The sequence below is a fragment of the Vibrio sp. R10-SG-ISO4 genome, assembly GCF_059834135.1.
In genome coordinates this window covers 80,979-100,317 of the sequence record NZ_JCBDHJ010000002.1, presented here as the reverse complement: position 1 = coordinate 100,317, position 19,339 = coordinate 80,979, and the positions used below count along the sequence as shown (strand labels likewise).

The following is a 19,339-nucleotide window of genomic DNA, read 5'->3' as shown; positions in this document are numbered from 1 at the left end:
ATTGTTACAAAAATGTAACAATAAGAATTCTATCCCTCTGATTTGACGTACTTTTTTTAGTCAATTACTTGGTAAATAGTCACCTAGCGTGATCATTCACCAAAAACTTGACCTTTTTCATCATAAGCTATACGTTGTGAAGTCGATGAAAATTAATTCATCCAATTTTGTAAAATAATAAAAGATAATTTTGTGTATATTTATGCAAAATTTAACAACTTGAAAGCATAGTTAGTCATATTTACCAACCCTTTTTGAGTTCAAGCTGGATACGTTGGTAGTACTGTCTGGAAGACAGCGAAGCAAAGGGAGAATTGCAATGGCTCTATATGATCCTCGTCTTGAAAAAGACAACTGTGGATTTGGTTTAATTGCACACATGGAAGGTGAACCTAGCCACAAGCTAGTTCGTACCGCAATTTCAGCATTGGATCGCATGACCCACCGTGGTGGCATCGCCGCCGACGGAAAAACCGGCGATGGTTGTGGGTTGTTGTTGCAAAAACCCGATTCCTATCTGCGCCTGATCGCCAAAGAGAAAGGCTTCAATCTCGGTAAACAATACGCCATCGGGATGATTTTTTTCAGCCCAGACCCTGTCAAAGCACAATCTGCAAAAGACATTATTAACAAAGAGTTAGCCAAAGAAACCTTATCAGTCGCTGGCTGGCGCGAAGTGCCGACCAACTCTGCGGTCCTTGGTCCCATCGCGTTAAACTCATTACCGAACATTCAGCAGGTGTTTATTTCAGCACCGGCAGGTTGGCGTGAGCGCGACATTGAGCGCCGCCTCTATATTGCACGCCGCCGCATCGAAAAACAGATTCACGATGACAGCGATTTTTACATTTGTAGCTTGTCGACTCAGGTCCTTGTCTACAAAGGTCTGTGTATGCCAGCAGATTTACCGCGCTTTTACCTCGACTTAGCGGATCTGCGCATGGAATCGGCTATCTGTTTGTTCCACCAGCGCTTTTCTACAAACACCCAACCTCGTTGGCCATTAGCGCAGCCGTTTAGATATCTGGCGCACAATGGTGAAATCAACACCATTGAAGGCAACCGCCAGTGGGCGCGCGCACGTGCGTACAAATTTGCCTCGCCGCTTCTTCCGGATTTGCAAACGGCGGCACCTTTTGTCAATGAAACCGGTTCAGACTCCTCGAGTCTAGACAATATGCTGGACTTGTTCCTTGCTGGTGGAATGGATATCTTCCGCGCGATGCGTATGCTCGTGCCGCCTGCATGGCAAAACCACCCAGATATGGATGCCGAACTGCGCGCATTCTATGACTTCAACTCCAAACACATGGAGCCTTGGGATGGCCCAGCAGGCATCGTTCTATCCGATGGACGTTACGCGGCGTGTAACTTAGACCGCAATGGTTTACGCCCTGCCCGCTATGTGATCACTAAAGATAAGCTGATCACCCTCGCCTCTGAAGTCGGCATTTGGAACTACGCCCCGGATGAAGTGGCGAAGAAAGGTCGTGTCGGCCCCGGTGAGCTCTTGGTGATTGATACACGCCAAGGCAAGTTGTGGCAATCGAGCGAGATCGACAACGATCTCAAGAGCCGTCATCCTTATCGCGAATGGATGGAGCACAACGTTCGCAAGCTGACGCCATTTGCTGAGTTATCAGACGATCAAGTCGGCCAACGGAGCTTCGATAACGATCTTTTAAAGACGTATCAAAAGCAGTTTGCGATGAGTAACGAAGAAGTCGATCAAGTGCTGCGCGTACTCGGCGATATGGGGCAAGAAGCCGTCGGCTCTATGGGTGATGACACGCCAATGGCAGTGCTGTCATCCAAAGAGCGCTTAGTGACCGATTACTTTAGACAGAAATTTGCTCAGGTGACCAACCCGCCTATCGACCCACTGCGCGAAAAGCACGTGATGTCATTGGCGACCAGTATCGGCCAAGAGATGAATGTCTTTTGTGAAACCGATGGTCACGCCCATCGAGTCACGTTTGGCTCTCCAGTTCTGCTTTACTCAGACATGCAGCAGTTGCTTGGGCTTGATGATGACCACTACCGCAACACCATCTTAGACATCAACTACGATCCGACTCAGAAAGATCTCAAACAAGCGATTGATGATTTATGTGCACAGGCTGAGCAAGTCGTGCGTGAAGGGACGGTGTTAGTGGTGTTGTCAGACCGCGCATTAGTCAAAGGCCGTTTGCCGATTCCTGCAGCCATGGCAGTAGGTGCGGTACAAACCCGTCTTATCGATGCCAACTTACGTTGTGATGCCAATATCATCGTCGAAACAGCAACCGCGCGCGATCCGCACCAGTTCGCGGTACTGCTCGGTTTCGGCGCTACCGCTGTCTACCCTTACCTGGCCTACGAAGCGCTAGGCAAACTCATTGATGACGGTGCGGTAGAAAAGAGCTACCGAGAAGTGATGCAGAATTACCAATACGGTATTGATAAAGGTCTGTATAAGATCATGTCCAAGATGGGCATTTCAACCGTGGCCTCTTATCGCTGCTCGCAGCTGTTTGAAGCGGTCGGCTTACACAAAGACGTGGTCGAATTGTGCTTTAAAGGCGTCACTACGCGCATTCAAGGCGCCAACTTTGACGACTTCCAACAAGACCTCTTTAATCTCTCGCGCAAAGCGTGGGCGAAGCGTAAGTCTATCGACCACGGCGGGCTACTGAAATACGTACATGGTGGTGAATACCATGCCTACAACCCGGATGTCGTCGGCACATTGCAAAAAGCGGTGCGCTCTGGCGAGAGCCAAGATTACCAAAGCTACGCCAAGCAAGTGAACGAGCGCCCGGTTGCCATGCTGCGTGACTTGATGACGTTGAAAAAAGCCGAGACGCCTTTGCCACTTGAGCGCATTGAGCCAACAACGGAGCTATTCAAGCGCTTCGACTCTGCCGCCATGTCCATTGGCGCTCTAAGCCCCGAAGCGCACGAAGCGCTGGCTACGGCGATGAACCGACTAGGCGGCTACTCCAACTCTGGGGAAGGCGGTGAAGATCCTCGCCGTTTTGGTACCGAGAAAAACTCACGCATTAAGCAGGTTGCTTCAGGCCGTTTTGGCGTGACGCCCCACTACCTGACCAATGCTGATGTGTTGCAAATCAAAGTGGCGCAAGGTGCCAAGCCCGGTGAGGGTGGTCAGCTGCCCGGGCACAAAGTGACGGCAGAAATTGCCAAACTGCGTTATTCCGTCCAAGGTGTGACCCTGATTTCACCGCCACCTCATCATGACATTTACTCCATCGAGGATTTGGCACAGCTGATTTTCGATTTGAAACAGGTCAATCCAAAGGCCTTGGTTTCCGTTAAGTTGGTCTCTGAGCCGGGAGTGGGCACTATCGCCACCGGTGTGGCAAAGGCTTACGCTGACCTTATCACCATCTCTGGCTACGACGGCGGAACCGCCGCCAGCCCACTCACCTCAGTGAAATACGCGGGCAGCCCATGGGAGCTCGGTCTAGCGGAAACCCAACAAGCACTGGTCGCAAATGGTTTGCGTCATAAAATTCGCCTACAAGTCGACGGCGGTTTAAAAACCGGTCTCGATGTGGTCAAAGCGGCCATACTCGGTGCGGAGAGTTTTGGTTTTGGTACTGCGCCTATGGTTGCGATGGGATGTAAATTCCTGCGTATCTGTCACTTAAACAACTGTGCTACGGGCGTCGCGACACAAGACGAAACCTTGCGTAATCAATACTTCAAAGGCCTACCCGAACAGGTAATGAATTACTTCACCGGCCTTGCTGAGGAAGTGCGAGGCTTACTCGCCGAGTTGGGCGTTGAAAAACTCACGGATCTGATTGGCCGCACCGATCTGCTGCAAGCGGTGGAAGGGATGACGGCGAAACAAGCAAAACTGGATCTATCGAATATCCTCGAAGCACCGGTTTCTCCAGAAGACCATCCGCTGTTTTGGACTGAGCCGAACGCGCCGTTTGACAAAGCGCACTTAAACCAACAGATGGTCGATGATGCGATGAGCGCAATCGAAGCGCAGCAGCCCGCAAGCTTCTTCTACAATGTCATCAATACCGATCGCTCAGTGGGCGCACGTCTGTCGGGCGAAATCGCCAAACGCTATGGCAACCAAGGCATGGCCGCCACGCCCATCAAGATTTACCTTGATGGTACAGCGGGTCAATCGTTTGGTGTCTGGAACGCTGGCGGCGTTGAACAAATCCTCACGGGCGATGCCAACGATTACGTGGGTAAAGGGATGGCAGGTGGCAAACTGGTCATCAAACCTCACTTGGGTACGGCGTTCAAATGCCATGAAGCGACCATCATAGGCAATACCTGCCTATATGGCGCGACAGGCGGCAAACTGTTTGCTGCAGGAACGGCGGGTGAGCGTTTTGCGGTGCGTAACTCAGGTACCATTGCCGTCATCGAAGGCGCGGGTGATAACGCTTGTGAATACATGACCGGTGGCATCGTCGCGATTCTTGGCGCAACAGGCGTCAACTTCGGCGCGGGTATGACGGGCGGTTTTGCTTATGTACTAGATAATAATCAAGACTTTGCAGGGCGAGTGAATAACGAGTCGGTAGAAGCGATTTCGTTGGCCGACCTCTATATCCACCAAGAGCATCTACGCGGCTTAATTGCCGAGCACTTGGAGGAAACCGGTTCGGCACATGCCGAGCATATCCTAGCGAACTTTGATGAATGGATTCCGAAGTTCTACCTAGTTAAACCTCAAGCAGCGGATCTGAATACCTTGCTTGGTCACCAAAGTCGTAGCGCTGCTGAACTTCGCGTTCAAGCACAATAAGTCATGGAGGATGTATGAGCCAGAACGTATACCAATTTATCGATGTCCAGCGTGTCGACCCGGCTAAAAAACCGATTAAGATCCGTAAGATAGAGTTTGTCGAGATTTATGAACCCTTTACCAAGCAGCAAGCGACTGCCCAAGCGGATCGCTGCTTAGATTGTGGTAACCCTTACTGTGAATGGAAATGTCCGGTTCACAACTACATTCCGCAATGGCTAAAGCTCGCCAATGAAGGGCGTATCCTTGAAGCCGTTGAGCTGTCTCACCAAACCAACAGCTTGCCCGAAGTGTGTGGACGCGTCTGCCCGCAAGACCGTCTTTGTGAGGGTTCCTGTACCCTCAATGATGACTTTGGTGCGGTGACCATCGGCAACATTGAAAAATACATTACGGACAAAGCGTTCGAAATGGGCTGGAAGCCCGACTTGTCTAAAGTCGAGTGGACGGATAAAAAAGTCGCCATCATAGGCGCGGGCCCTGCAGGTCTCGCTGCAGCCGATGTGTTAGTCCGAAATGGCGTGAAACCAGTCGTGTTTGATCGCTACCCAGAGATCGGCGGGCTGCTCACCTTTGGTATTCCCTCCTTTAAATTAGAAAAAGGGGTGATGGAAAACCGTCGCCGCATCTTTAGTGACATGGGTGTTGAGTTCCGTCTCAATGTCGAAGTCGGTAAAGACATTCAAATGAGTGAGCTGATTAACGACTACGACGCGGTCTTCTTAGGGGTGGGTACGTACAAAAATATGCGCGCTGGACTTGAGAATGAAGACGCACCTGGCGTGTATGACGCGCTGCCGTTTTTGATTTCCAATACCTATAAAGTGATGGACCTTAAAGACGACAAACCGTTTATTGATATGGCTGGGAAAAATGTCGTCGTCCTCGGCGGGGGAGACACCGCGATGGACTGTGTGCGCACCTCTATCCGCCAAGGCGCTGCAAACGTGATTTGTGCTTACCGCCGTGATGAAGAGAACATGCCTGGCTCAAGGCGCGAAGTGAAAAACGCCAAAGAAGAAGGGGTAGATTTTATGTTTAACCTTCAGCCTTTGGGGTTAGAAGTCAACGCAAGCGGTCAGGTCACTGGGGTCAAGGTGGTCAAAACGGCATTGGGTGAACCAGATGCTGCTGGGCGCCGCCGCCCAGAGCCGGTCGAAGGCAGCGAACACGTACTGGCCGCCGATGCAGTCATTATGGCGTTTGGTTTTCAGCCGCACCAAATGAGCTGGTTAGAACCTTATGGTGTAGAGCTGGATCAGTGGGGCCGAATTAAAGCGGCATCTGAACAAACTTACCGTTACCAGACCAGTAACGAGAAGATTTTTGCCGGTGGTGATGCTGTGCGCGGCTCCGATCTTGTAGTCACGGCCATCGATGAAGGACGCAAAGCGGCAGAAGGTATCTTAGACTTTCTAGAAGTGTAACCTTCTTAAAGTCCGTGAAGCCCCCTCTCAGTAAGGAGAACCAATGAAACCCCAATGGCGAACCCTAACCACTCTGCTACTCGCGTCGTTCGCTCTCGCGGGTTGCAGCCAAGGAGTGACGACAATGACAGACAGAAGCGCCGAGCCCTGTGGTGACAAACCTAATTGTGTCTCTACTCAGGATACGCGAGAGAAGTTTTCTCTCGCACCCTTTATTCTGACTAAAGAGGCCAACATCGATGCGATTGAGCTCGCCGCCCTGCAATTACCCGGCGCCAAAACCGCGGTCAGCGATGAAGGTTACTTACGTATTGAGTGCACCTCAAAAATCCTGCGTTTCGTCGATGACTTGGAGCTAAAAATGACCGACGGAGCGCTAATGGTGCGCTCAGAGTCGCGTGTGGGTTACTCTGATTTTGGCGTCAATCGCAAACGCGCAGAGCAACTTCGTGACTTCCTGAAAGCCGAAGGGCTCATAGAGTAACCAAGACGCTTAAAATAAAAAACCGAAGCGCTGATAGTGCTTCGGTTTTTTGTCGTTGAGAGAGGCTTATATCGGTATTAAACCGGGTCTCTGAATACGACGAGACGCTTTGGGGCAATCTTACCGTCGTCGTTCATTTCACCAACGCCGATAAAACACTTCTCTTCACCTTTCGTTAGGCGAACCGTACCCTCAGTCGGAGCGCCGAAAACTTGCACAGGCTGACCATGCATGACGAGATCGGCCAATTCAGGAATCAAGTTCACCTCAGGCAGATCTTCAACAGCGGTGTCCATAGGGAGCAACAGCGGGTCAAGTAACTCACGCGGCGCGCGCTCTTCACGATGCGCTTGTTCAAGAAGCTCATTGAGCTGCTCTAGCGTCACCATATTCTCGTACGGGTAGTTCGCGACCGCCGTGCGACGCAGCATGGTCACATGCGCGCCACAACCGAGCATTTCACCAAGATCGTCTACGATAGTGCGGATATAAGTGCCTTTCGAGCAGTGTATTTCCATCTCGACTTCATCGCCTTCGAAGCGATGGAGGGTAATCTCGTACACGGTGATCTTGCGCGCTTCACGAGGGACTTCAATGCCTTGACGAGCATACTCATACAGCGGCTTACCCTGATATTTCAGGGCCGAGAACATTGACGGTACTTGGTCGGATTCGCCGCGGAACTTGTCGATACACGCTTCGAGCATAGGGAGCTCAACATTCACAGGGCGCGTTTCGACCACTTCTCCGTCTGAATCTGAGGTGTTGGTTCGCTCGCCCAGCTTGGCAATCACTCGGTATCGCTTGTCCGAATCGAGCAAGAACTGAGAAAACTTGGTCGCTTCGCCCAAACAAATCGGCAGCATGCCGGTTGCCAAAGGATCGAGCGCCCCGGTATGACCCGCTTTCTCCGCAAAGTAGATGCGTTTGACCTTTTGCAGTGCGTCGTTGGATGAAATCCCAGTGGGTTTATCCAATAGGATCACACCATCAATAGGACGACCTTTACGACGACGTGCCATTAGTTCTCTTCCTCTTCATCACGACCTGCGTTGTGTTGTTTGCGTTTGTCTTGACTAATCACCTCACTAACGAGGTTAGACATGCGCATACCTTCAACTAAGGTGTTGTCGTAATGAAAGCGGATTTCTGGTGTCAGACGCAGACGAATACGCTTACCCAGCATCATACGGATGTGTACTTCGTGCTCACGCAGTGCCGCCAGACATGATTCTGGGGTTTGCTCGCCAACACATAGGAAAGTGACAAACACTTTGGCGTAGGCCAAATCACGTGACACTTCGACATCGGAAATAGTCACCATGCCCAGACGTGAGTCACGAACTTCACGCTGGAGGATCATCGCCAATTCTTTTTGTAACTGCTGCGCAACGCGCTGAGTACGGCTAAATTCTTTTGACATCTCTTTTCTCACATTAGAAAGAATGGGGGGATGGTCAAGCCAGCCCCCCATGGTGTATTCAACAACCCATTGCTCTCGTCTTTCGACCTTTGAGAGTAATGTTAGTCAATTAGTCCAGTGTACGTTTGATTTCCACTGTTTCGAAGACTTCGATTTGGTCACCGACGCGAACATCATTGTAGTTCTTAACGCCGATACCACATTCGTAGCCGTTCTTAACTTCTTGAACGTCATCTTTAAAGCGACGTAGGGACTCAAGCTCACCTTCGTAGATAACAACGTTTTCGCGCAGTACGCGGATTGGGTTGTTACGCTTGATCACGCCTTCTGTGACCATACAACCAGCGATTGCGCCCAGTTTCGGTGACTTAAATACGTCACGTACTTCAGCAAGACCAATGATCTCTTGCTTGAATTCTGGAGCAAGCATACCGCCCATTGCTTGTTTCACTTCGTCAATCAATTGGTAAATGATTGAGTAGTAACGTAGGTCAACGCTTGCCGCTTCAATTGCACGACGAGCTGATGCATCCGCACGTACGTTAAAGCCAAGGATGATAGCGTTAGACGCTTCAGCCAGTACTGCATCTGTCTCAGTGATACCACCCACACCAGAACCCACGATGTTCACTTTCACTTCGTCAGTAGAAAGTTTCAGTAGTGAGTCTGCGATTGCTTCAACCGAGCCCTGTACGTCCGCTTTTAGTACAACGTTCAGCTCAGCCACTTCACCTGCAGCCATGTTAGAGAACATGTTCTCAAGTTTGGATTTCTGCTGACGAGCCAGTTTCACTTCACGGAACTTACCAGCGCGGTAGTTAGCGACTTCACGTGCTTTACGCTCATCACGGACAACCGTAGCTTCGTCACCTGAAGAAGGCACACCAGAAAGACCCAAGATCTCTACAGGGATAGATGGACCAGCTTCTGTGATCTCGTGACCTAGCTCGTCGCGCATAGCACGAACACGGCCGTATTCTTGACCACAAAGAACGATGTCGCCCTTATTTAGGGTACCTGACTGAACCAGTACTGTAGCCACTGGACCGCGACCTTTATCTAGACGCGATTCAACCACAACACCAGACGCCATGCCTTCTTTCACAGCTGTAAGTTCAAGAACTTCAGACTGAAGAAGGATCGCTTCTAGAAGACCGTCGATGTTGGTACCCTGTTTCGCAGAGATGTGAACGAACATGTTCTCACCGCCCCACTCCTCAGGAATAACGTCGTACTGAGCAAGCTCATTCTTCACGTTATCTGGGTTCGCATCTTCTTTATCGATCTTGTTCACCGCAACGATTAGAGGCACTTCTGCCGCTTTCGCGTGCTGGATAGCCTCAACCGTTTGTGGCATTACGCCATCGTCTGCCGCAACCACAAGAACAACGATATCCGTCGCTTGAGCACCACGAGCACGCATTGCGGTAAACGCCGCGTGTCCAGGAGTATCAAGGAAGGTAATCATACCGTTTTCAGTTTCTACGTGGTAAGCACCGATGTGCTGGGTAATACCACCCGCTTCGCCTGAAGCCACGTGTGTACGACGGATGTAGTCAAGCGTCGATGTTTTACCGTGGTCAACGTGACCCATGATGGTCACAACTGGCGCACGAGGTGTCGCTTCTGCGTGGCTATCACGATCGTTTAGAACCGCTTCTTCAAGCTCATTCTCTTTACGCAACACGACCTTGTGACCCATTTCTTCAGCGATCAATTGCGCTGTTTCTTGGTCAATCACTTGGTTGATGGTCGCCATTGCGCCCATCTTCATCATCGCTTTAATCACTTCTGTTGCTTTCACTGACATCTTGTTTGCCAGTTCAGAAACCACGATGGTTTCACCAATCACAACGTCCGCTTTTGCAACCGCAGCGGTCTTGTCGAACGCTTGTTGCATAGAAGAAGGCTTCGCTAGACGACCTTTCGCGCGGCCTTTACCACGTCCAGGGCGAGCGTTGCGTTCTTGATCATCGTTTTTGCTAGAGAGTTTCTTCTTCTTGCGACGACGACCCGCTTCTTCACGGCGATCTGCTTCATCTTCGGCTTCACGTGCGTAGGTTGAAGTCGTTACATGGTAATCTGTATTTTCCATATCACCCTTTTTCTTTTCAGCAGCAGACCAACGCTCTTTATTCTTCTCAGCCAATTCGCGAGCTTCTTCAAGCTGGCGCTGACTTTCCTCTTCAGCCTTACGCTTAGCTTCTTCTTCCTGACGACGTTTAAGCTCGTCGGCCTCTTTTCGCGCTGCTTCTTGCTTAGATTTCTCTTCAGCGCTACGTTCGTTCTGTTGTCCAGATTGACGTTTCGCCTTCTCGGTAGCGTCACGTTTGGCTTTCTCTTCTGCCTCACGTTTCGCTTTTTCTTCCGCTTCGCGTTTTGCTGCTTCTTCTGCTGCACGTTTTGCTGCTTCTTCGGCTTCACGTTTTGCTACTTCTTCAGCTTCGCGTTTTGCCGCTTCTTCAGCTTGACGTTGAGCGGCTTCTTCAGCCTCACGTTTCGCTTCATCTTCAATTGTGCTCGCTTTCACGTAAGTACGTTTCTTACGAGTCACAACGTTGACTTCTTTGCTTTTGCCGCCACCCGCATTAACACTCAGTGTGCTGCGAGTTTTACGTTGCAGGGTTAAGCGAGTTGGCTCAGCATCACCATTGGTGTCGCCGTGCGCTTTTTTCAGATGAGTCAGCAGTTTCTGTTTTTCATCTTCTGTGACTTGATCTGTGCTCGCTTTTTTCATTCCTGCGTCAGCAAGTTGCTCTAATAGGCGGTCTACTGGCGTACCAATTTCTTCACTTAGTGCTTTAACGGTAATTTGCGTCATGCCGCTCCTCCTTGCTGGGAAATTATGCTTCTTCGCCGAACCAACAGATGTTACGTGCTGCCATGATCAGCTCGCCCGCACGCTCTTCAGTTAGGCCTTCAATACCTTCTAGGTCATCAATACCCTGGTCAGCAAGATCTTCCAATGTGGAGACACCTTTTGCTGCCAGTTTAAATGCCATTTCGCGTTCTAGGCCTTCAAGACCTAGTAAATCTTCTGCAGGCTCTAGACCTTCAAACGATTCTTCTTGTGCTAGGGCGATCGTGGTCAATGCTTCTTTGGCACGGCTACGTAGCTCTTCAACAAGATCTTCATCCAAACCATCAACCTCTAGTAGCTCGTTTACGGGTACGTAAGCAATCTCTTCTAGAGTCGAGAAGCCTTCTTCAACAAGCAGTTGAGCAAAGTCTTCTTCAATATCTAGGTACTTCATAAAGTTTTCGATAGACGCTTGTGACTCTTCAGCGTGTTTCTTCTGAAGATCTTCAACCGTCATGACGTTCAGTTCCCAACCCGTTAGCTGAGAGGCGAGACGAACGTTTTGACCGTTACGACCAATCGCCTGAGCTAGGTTGTCCGCTTCAACCGCGATGTCCATTGAGTGCGTATCTTCATCAACAATGATGGAAGCGACATCAGCCGGTGCCATAGCGTTAATCACGAACTGCGCTGGGTTATCATCCCAAAGCACGATATCAATACGCTCACCGCCAAGTTCACCCGATACGGCTTGAACACGCGCACCACGCATACCCACACAGGCACCGACAGGGTCAATACGCTTATCGTTGGTCTTCACGGCAATTTTTGCACGAGAACCAGGATCACGCGCTGCACCTTTCAGCTCGATGATTTCTTCTGCGATTTCTGGCACTTCAACACGGAACAGTTCTGCCAACATTTCTGGCTTAGAACGTGTGATGAATAGCTGGAAGCCACGCGCTTCTGGCGCGACGCGGTACAGTAGGCCACGTACACGGTCACCAGGACGGAAGTTCTCACGTGGTAATTGGTCATCACGCAGAATAACCGCTTCCGCGTTGTTACCCAGATCAAGAATGATGGTGTCGCGGTTCACTTTCTTCACCACGCCAGTCACAAGCTCACCTTCGTTGTCGATGAACTGTTCAACGATCTGTGCACGCTCTGCTTCGCGAACTTTCTGAACAATCACTTGCTTCGCAGTTTGCGTCGTAATACGGTCAAACGTCACCGATTCGATTTCGTCTTCTACATAATCGCCAACTTGCAGCTCAGGATCTTCGAATTGTGCCGCTTCTAGTGAGATCTCTTTCGTTGGATGCTCAACCTCTTCCACCACTAACCAACGGCGGAAAGTATCAAACTCACCGGTTTTACGGTCGATAGCTACGCGAACCTCGATTTCGATTTCGTACTTTTTCTTAGTCGAGGTAGCGAGTGCGATTTCTAATGCTTCAAAAATACGCTCACGAGGTACCGCTTTTTCGTTCGATACCGCTTCTGCTACCGCTAAAATTTCTTTACTCATTTTAAATAGCCTCTAAGACTTCGCTTAAAATTTAGGGATCAGGTTAGCTTTTGAAATGTTGCTTAATGCAAACTCTTCATCGTTGCCATCCACAGTAATCGTCACTGTTTCACCTTCGACAGAGTGGATAACACCTTTCCACTTACGACGGTTACCGACAGCCATTTTCAAAACGATGCTGACCTCGTGACCAATAAATTGCTCATAATGTGCCGCTTTGAAAAGTGGTCTTTCTAAACCTGGTGAAGACACTTCTAGGTTGTAAGCCACTGTGATTGGATCCTCAACGTCCATCACCGCACTGACCTGACGACTCACTTCTGCACAGTCATCGACGGTAATGCCATTTTCATGGTCAATAAAAATACGCAACGTTGAGTGTTCGCCTGCGCGAATAAATTCTAATCCAACTAACTCATAACCTGATGCTGCTACAGGAGCTTCAAGCATTTCAGTAAGTTGTCTTTCTAAACCAGTCATTTAAACCACTCCAGAAACAAAAAAAGGGCTCAGAGCCCAATTTAAATTCCAAGCAAGCTCTGAACTTTTAAAAAGTTCAGATAACAAAAAACCCCGATATAGTCGGGGTTTTTTGTTGCTGGACCCTGATACGTTAAACGATGCATTTCATCATTTAACTCGCAGTGACTATTCGACATAATCAAGACTGCGAAAACTTGCAACATCCTACTTTTCATCAGATAAGAACTGGTCAAATCTCAATGTAGGAATTGGTTGCGGGGGCCGGATTTGAACCGACGACCTTCGGGTTATGAGCCCGACGAGCTACCAAGCTGCTCCACCCCGCGTCCGACTTGTCGAGCATTATACGCTCTCCAAGGTGTTTTACAAGTTTGTAAATAATGGTGCCGAGAGAGGGACTCGAACCCTCACACCAAAGGCACTAGCACCTCATGCTAGCGTGTCTACCAATTTCACCATCTCGGCATAAATCTTACTTAAGCTATCTATCGCTTATTGAGGAATTTCGTCACCCGTTGTAGGGGCAGGAACTTCACTCACGTCACCAGCTTGAATTACTTGACCTTGCGTTGGGTCAACCCACTGAGACTCTGTCTTGTGTGTCGACATGTTGCCAAGCACTAGGCTGATAACGAAAAATACTGTTGCAAAAATTGCAGTCATTCGGGTTAGGAAATTTCCTGAGCCACCTGCGCCAAACACTGTGTTTGATGCGCCTGCACCGAATGAGGCTCCCATATCTGCGCCTTTACCTTGTTGAATCAGCACGAGGCCGATTACACCAACCGCTGCCAACAGGTAAATCACAAGTAGAACGGTAAACATGCTTTCCACCTATGTTCCAAATTGTTGAGCCAGCGCCGTTCTAGGAGTCGTCCTGAACAAGGCTAGCGACCTCCTCGTTGAAGGCGGAGCAATACTAGCGAAACGACATAACGCTGACAAGTGGTATTTTTGAAAAAATTGGCTTTATCGTGTCGAACGCTTAAAAAAAGGACAAAACCAAGCTTTTCGTGGATAAATCTTGTTCAAGCCGCCACTTAGAGGGCGGTAAACTCCGGACTGTAGTCCACCAAGCCCTGTGCAGCTTGCACTTCACCTGCTGCTAACTCTATGACTTGAAACGCGCCAGCCGGCACATCCCAACGACAATGCAACTGATGCTTCTCCGCTGGCTCGAAGCCAAAACGGCCATAATAGTTCGGATCGCCTAAGACCACACAGGCGGGATAACCAAACTCATGCAGTGACGCGAGCCCTTCTTCAACTAACTGTGCCGCGATCCCCTGATTGCGATACGCGTTCGCCACCGCTAACGGCGCGAGCCCTTGCCAGCTTTTCTCTTCACCATTAACGGTTACTGGGCTAAACAACACGTAGCCGACGACGTCACCCTCATCGTTGCACGCAACCAAAGACAAAGTGCGATTGCCGTTTTCTCGCAGGCTCATCACCAAGTTGGCTTCAGCGTCAGTGTCAAAAGTGGCTTGGAGTAATTTTTCGACCGACAGAATATCAGCGGGCGCTTCAGTTCGAATAAGCATGGACAACCTCTTTGTTTAAGGTCTCAGATTGTACGCCTTTCTGAACAAAGTCGGCCAGTTGATTCATGCACATTTGCAAGGGTTTAGGTAAAAGCGTGAGATCAACACTGTCCATCAAGTTTTTGACTTCCAGACCAAGCTCGGTATCCCCCTCGATAGAAAGGCGGCGTTGGAAAAAGAGCGTATCTGGATCTTCTTTGCGACCTGCAATCAACACCAAATCATTGAGGTTGCCACTGAAGGTCACATCGGCGGTCATCGGAGTATCAGCAACCTGTAGCTGTTCATCTTGATAACTGATGAACCAGCAGAGATCGAGATCTTTGATCGCGACTTTAAGCCATTTGTCTTGCAAGAAGTCAAAATCGCCGTCTTCGAGGGCTTCTTTAAACACCGTGTTGAGTCCATCCAACAAGGCTCTTTTTTGAACAAAATGAGGCAAGAAGTGGATTGGAGATCGCAAAATTGATGCGGCATTACGAACTAGCTGAGTGCGAATCTTGTTAATCACGCTGATGATCCGTTAATTTGTCAAACACAACTCGCCATCATAGTGGATGTCACTGAGAGAAATCCTGTTATTTATCAAAAAACAGTCTTTATCCTTCTCTTCCTTGTCATCACGTCACAAAGGTCGTTATAGTTGTATTGACGTCTTAGTAAATATGCCGCTTACTAAGAAGAATCCTCGGAGAACTGGTACAAACTTGATGCTCTCGCAACAACTTCAGCATTGGTTTACAAAAATAACGGCGAAGAGTCCGTTTTTTTTTGCGATCTTAGATAACCAACATCACTATGCTTTGGTGAATGGGCGTTACTGCGACCTTTCTGGCCTCACGCCTGCGGAAATGGTCGGAATGTGCGACAGCGAAATTCTTGGTAAACAGTTCTACCAACAGCTCAAACCCTATTATGAGCGGGCGTTTAATGGCGAAACGTTAGAGGCAGAAATCACCCTTGATGACATCGACCTCGAAACCAGCGTTCATTTTAGTCTGACTCCTGTTGAGACTGAAGGCCAAGTCGAACATATCGTCTTTCATGCCATCGATACCTCTGAAAAACAAATTTTGGTCCGCTCTCTCGAAGAGTCAGAAGGTAAATTCAGTACCTTAACCACGATACTGCCAGATGGGTTATTGCTGGTCGAAGACGACTGCATTCTATCGGCCAACCCTGCAGCGCTGCGTCTACTCGGTTTTGAGATGATTCAAGAACTGCTGGGCGAAAGCTTCTCTCGCCTGTTTGTCGACGAGAAAACCAAGACCGTCTTTGCCAAATCGCTAGAAAACCAGATCGTTAAAGCGCCTTTGGTCTGTTTAACCGGGCCACGCTGTGGTTTTGAGCGTAAAGTTCAGCTGCACGCAGGCGCAACCAAACTGCTTGGTGGCAACACACAAATCGTGCTGATTCAAGACGCCGAAGTGAGTAACAAAATACTCTCACCAACCAGTAAAGAGGATGCGCACCTCGACTCACTAACCGGTCTATACAACCGCTTTGGGTTTACCAAGCGCCTTGAGCAACTGATTCACAACGAAACGCCGTTGATTATGCTCTATCTAGACATTGATAACTTTAAAAATATCAATGACTCACTGGGTCATCACATCGGTGACAAAGTGATCAAAGAAGTCTCATCAAGACTCAAACGTCTCTTGCCTCCCCAAGCGATTTTGGGGCATCTGGGCGGCGATGAATTTGGCCTTATTCTGCCCGAGCCAGAAAACAACCGCATGGCCGAGATGCTCTCTGAGCGTATTATCTCGCTGATTAACCAACCTTTTGATTTGCACCATTTTAGTAAGCGCTTAGCCTGCTCTATCGGCAGTGTTGCGTATCCAGGTGATGGCAACGACGCACGCATTTTGTTGCAAAATGCCGATACCGCGATGTACGAAGCGAAAGATCGTGGCCGAAATCGGTTGATCAAATTCAATGATCAAATGAACAAAGAAGCGCGGATGCGCCTTTGGCTCGAAATTGAGCTGCAAAAAGCGCTCCAGCAAAACGGGTTAGAAGTCTGGTATCAGCCGAAAGTTAATGCGCGCGATTTTAGTATCAATGGCGCCGAGGCACTGATTCGTTGGAAACATCCCGTTGAAGGCTACATCAGCCCTGGCGCCTTTATTCCGGTGGCCGAGCGCGCCGGATTGATTGAGCACCTTGGACGCGTGGTGATGCGTGATGTGTTCAATACGGTCAAACGCTGGAAGCTGCAAGGCATCTTGCCGGGACGTGTCGCCATCAACTTGTCTCCTGAGCAGTTTGGCAACCCTAAGCTTATCGACTACATGGAAAAGCTCTTGCGTACCACTGAGCTGGACTCTAACTGCATCACCTTTGAGTTGACTGAAAGCGCCGTTATGAGTGACAGCGAGCACACGCTACAGATGCTCAACGCGATCAAAAAGCTCGGTTTTTCCTTGTCGATTGATGACTTCGGTACCGGCTACTCGTCACTCTCTTATTTGGCACGCTTTCCGATTGATGAGCTCAAAATAGACCGTGCCTTTATCACCGACATCGACACGCTACCTAAGCAGATCACCGTCATCGAGAACATCATTAATCTCGGTAAATCGTTGAACTTAACCGTGGTGGCCGAAGGGGTAGAAACCCAACAGCAAGCGACCTTGCTCTCTAATCTCAATTGTCATTCGATTCAGGGTTTCCACTTTCACCGCCCTCAACCAAAACAGGACATTGAAGAGCTGTTCGCACAAAACCGCCGCCACAAGAATTAACCCTGAGGTATTTTTTTACCACTAAGTGATTATTTTCAGAGCGAATTCGCTCAAACCTGCCTCACATCAAATTTGCTATTCATAAACCTTCATAAAATGCCCAGCATACTTTGACACCTCTTCGCCCACGCCTTGGACGTGGCGGATTAAGAACGGGTAATGTGCAATGGAACTCCTATGCCCAGCAGGCAATCTTCCTGCTTTGAAAACCGCGATTGATTGCGGTGCTGACGCGGTCTACATCGGCTTTAAAGATGACACCAATGCTCGTCACTTCGCAGGCCTCAACTTTCAAGGTAAGAAGCTCGACAAAGCGGTCGACTACGCTCATGACCACAACAAAAAAATTCATATTGCGTTGAATACCTTTGCTCATCCGAATGGGTTTGAACGCTGGACCAACGCCGTCGATCGTGCTGCCGATTTAGGCGTGGACGCCTTGATCGTTGCAGATATTGCGGTGCTCGATTACGCCGCCAATCGATACCCAGATCTTGAGCTGCACTTGTCGGTCCAAGCTTCAGCCACCAATGTTGCCGCAATCGAGTTCTACCAACAGAACTTCAACGTCAAACGTGTCGTGCTGCCTCGTGTTCTCTCAATTCATCAGGTAAAACAGCTGTCTCGCAACATCACCTCAGATGTCGAACTGGAAGTGTTTGCCTTTGGCAGTTTGTGCATCATGTCGGAAGGTCGTTGCTACCTCTCCTCATACATGACAGGAGAGTCCCCCAATACCGTTGGTGCCTGCTCGCCCGCGAAATACGTCCGCTGGCAAGAGACCGAGCAAGGATTAGAATCACGCCTCAATGATATCCTGATTGATCGCTATCAAGCGGGCGAAAACGCTGGCTACCCTACCCTGTGCAAAGGGCGCTTTGACGCTGAGATCGCAGGAGAGCACAAGCGCTATCACGCTCTTGAAGAACCGACCAGCTTGAATACTTTGTCTATGCTACCTGAGCTGTTTGCGGCGAATGTGGCTTCAGTCAAAATTGAAGGACGCCAGCGCAGCCCGGCGTACGTCGAGCAAGTCACGCGAACATGGCGCGCTGCTATTGACCGCTACCAATCCGTGCCAGAGCAGTATCAGGTGGAACCGCAATGGGATGCAGCCCTTGCGAACGTTTCCGAAGGGACACAAACCACACTAGGTGCATACCACCGTAAATGGCAGTAGAGACTGATATGGAAAACACGATGAAATACGCCCTTGGCCCCTTACTCTACTTCTGGCCAAAGCAGAACGTTGAAGACTTTTATCAACAAGCGAAGCAGAGCGATGCGGATATTCTCTACTTAGGCGAAAGCGTCTGCTCTAAACGACGTGAGATGAAACCTAGCCACTGGTTTGGCTTGGCGCAAGAGCTGAGCCAAGCAGGTAAACAGGTGGTGCTCTCCACCATGGCACTTCTTGAAGCGCCGAGTGAAGTCAACGTGATGAAAAAGTACATCGACAATGGTGACTTCGCTATTGAAGCGAACGATGTCTCCGCGATTCAGCTCGCCTCACAACACAAAGTGCCTTTTGTGGTCGGCCCTGCGGTCAATACCTACAACGCCCACACGTTAAAGCTGTTTCTTCAACAAGGGATGATACGCTGGTGCATGCCCGTTGAGCTCTCGCGAGAGTGGCTCTCAAACACCTTATCGCAATGTGAGGATCTAGGCATTCGCGGCCAATTTGATGTTGAAGTGTTCAGCCACGGTTACCTGCCTTTGGCCTATTCAGCGCGCTGTTTTACCGCGCGTGCGGAAAACCGCGCCAAGGATGACTGCGAAACCTGCTGCATCAAATACCCGACGGGTCTCAAGGTACGCAGCCAGGAGGGGCAAGAGGTCTTCAATCTCAATGGCATTCAAACGCAATCCGGTTATTGCTATAACTTGGTCAATGACTTGCCGAGCATGCAAGGCTTGGTCGATGTGGTGCGCTTAAGCCCACTCGGATTGGAGACCTTTTCACACGTCAGCGAGTTTAAAGCCAATGAACAAGGTCAAAAACCTCAGATGTTGCACGATCGCCAATGCAATGGCTACTGGCATCAAATTGCTGGGCTTGAAGTGAAAAATCTAGACTAACGAAGAAGGCCATCGCATTGCGATGGCCTTGT

The 19,339-nt window shown here is 49.5% G+C and carries 14 protein-coding genes and 2 tRNA genes; 6 read left to right on the top strand and 10 right to left on the bottom strand.

Going from position 1 to position 19,339, the window contains the following annotated elements; all coding sequences use genetic code 11:
• The first annotated feature begins 319 nt into the window (after nt 1-319).
• Genes gltB through AC6R03_RS01405 form a run of 3 tightly spaced genes read left to right on the top strand, consistent with a single transcriptional unit; the run spans nt 320 to nt 6,694 of the window.
• Entirely contained in the window at nt 320-4,783 is a 4,464-nt protein-coding gene (gene gltB, locus AC6R03_RS01415) for a glutamate synthase large subunit (RefSeq protein WP_500631783.1), read from the top strand.
• A gap of 14 nt (nt 4,784-4,797) precedes the next feature.
• On the top strand, nt 4,798-6,210 hold the full coding sequence (locus AC6R03_RS01410; RefSeq protein ID WP_500631784.1) for an FAD-dependent oxidoreductase: 1,413 nt from the start codon (nt 4,798-4,800) through the stop codon (nt 6,208-6,210).
• Between the two features lie 43 nt (nt 6,211-6,253).
• Nucleotides 6,254-6,694 carry a DUF1499 domain-containing protein gene (locus tag AC6R03_RS01405; protein ID WP_500631785.1) on the top strand — a complete coding sequence of 147 codons (441 nt, stop codon included), beginning with the start codon at nt 6,254-6,256 and terminating at the stop codon, nt 6,692-6,694.
• A 77-nt stretch (nt 6,695-6,771) separates the two neighbouring features.
• On the opposite strand, the gene truB is transcribed toward AC6R03_RS01405, so the two are convergent.
• From truB to ubiT, 10 genes are all read right to left on the bottom strand, one after another.
• Complete coding sequence (truB, locus tag AC6R03_RS01400) at nt 6,772-7,716, bottom strand: tRNA pseudouridine(55) synthase TruB (protein WP_500631786.1); 945 nt, start codon at nt 7,714-7,716, stop codon at nt 6,772-6,774.
• Complete coding sequence (gene rbfA / locus AC6R03_RS01395; protein ID WP_500631787.1) at nt 7,716-8,117, bottom strand: 30S ribosome-binding factor RbfA; 402 nt, start codon at nt 8,115-8,117, stop codon at nt 7,716-7,718. Before rbfA ends, truB begins: the two co-directional genes overlap by 1 nt.
• A 109-nt stretch (nt 8,118-8,226) precedes the next feature.
• Nucleotides 8,227-10,938, bottom strand: a complete 2,712-nt coding sequence (gene infB / locus AC6R03_RS01390) for a translation initiation factor IF-2 (RefSeq protein WP_500631788.1) — start codon at nt 10,936-10,938, stop codon at nt 8,227-8,229.
• 22 nt (nt 10,939-10,960) lie between these two features.
• Entirely contained in the window at nt 10,961-12,448 is a 1,488-nt protein-coding gene (gene nusA, locus AC6R03_RS01385) for a transcription termination factor NusA (RefSeq protein WP_334554270.1), read from the bottom strand.
• Between the two features lie 24 nt (nt 12,449-12,472).
• Nucleotides 12,473-12,928, bottom strand: a complete 456-nt coding sequence (rimP, locus tag AC6R03_RS01380; RefSeq protein ID WP_334554268.1) for a ribosome maturation factor RimP — start codon at nt 12,926-12,928, stop codon at nt 12,473-12,475.
• 252 nt (nt 12,929-13,180) lie between these two features.
• Nucleotides 13,181-13,257: transfer RNA gene (locus AC6R03_RS01375), tRNA-Met, on the bottom strand.
• Nucleotides 13,258-13,312: 55 nt separating this feature from the next.
• A tRNA-Leu gene (locus AC6R03_RS01370) sits at nt 13,313-13,396 on the bottom strand.
• A 27-nt stretch (nt 13,397-13,423) separates the two neighbouring features.
• Nucleotides 13,424-13,756 (bottom strand): preprotein translocase subunit SecG, encoded by a 333-nt coding sequence (gene secG, locus AC6R03_RS01365; protein WP_500631789.1) that lies wholly within the window; start codon nt 13,754-13,756, stop codon nt 13,424-13,426.
• A 215-nt stretch (nt 13,757-13,971) separates the two neighbouring features.
• A complete protein-coding gene (locus AC6R03_RS01360) occupies nt 13,972-14,475 on the bottom strand; it encodes a GNAT family N-acetyltransferase (protein WP_500631790.1) in 504 nt (167 codons plus the stop codon).
• Entirely contained in the window at nt 14,459-14,986 is a 528-nt protein-coding gene (gene ubiT / locus AC6R03_RS01355) for a ubiquinone anaerobic biosynthesis accessory factor UbiT (protein ID WP_500626487.1), read from the bottom strand. The genes AC6R03_RS01360 and ubiT overlap by 17 nt, the downstream gene beginning before the upstream one ends.
• A gap of 199 nt (nt 14,987-15,185) precedes the next feature.
• On the opposite strand from ubiT, the gene AC6R03_RS01350 reads away from it, so the two are divergent.
• The 3 genes from AC6R03_RS01350 (at nt 15,186) to AC6R03_RS01340 (ending at nt 19,307) form a co-directional block, all read left to right on the top strand.
• Nucleotides 15,186-17,225, top strand: a complete 2,040-nt coding sequence (locus AC6R03_RS01350; RefSeq protein ID WP_500631791.1) for a sensor domain-containing protein — start codon at nt 15,186-15,188, stop codon at nt 17,223-17,225.
• 166 nt (nt 17,226-17,391) lie between these two features.
• The gene (gene ubiU / locus AC6R03_RS01345; RefSeq protein WP_500631792.1) at nt 17,392-18,405 is read left to right on the top strand and encodes a ubiquinone anaerobic biosynthesis protein UbiU; all 1,014 of its coding nucleotides are present in this window, start codon (nt 17,392-17,394) and stop codon (nt 18,403-18,405) included.
• 20 nt (nt 18,406-18,425) lie between these two features.
• The gene (locus AC6R03_RS01340; RefSeq protein WP_500631831.1) at nt 18,426-19,307 is read left to right on the top strand and encodes a U32 family peptidase; all 882 of its coding nucleotides are present in this window, start codon (nt 18,426-18,428) and stop codon (nt 19,305-19,307) included.
• Nucleotides 19,308-19,339 lie beyond the last annotated feature (32 nt).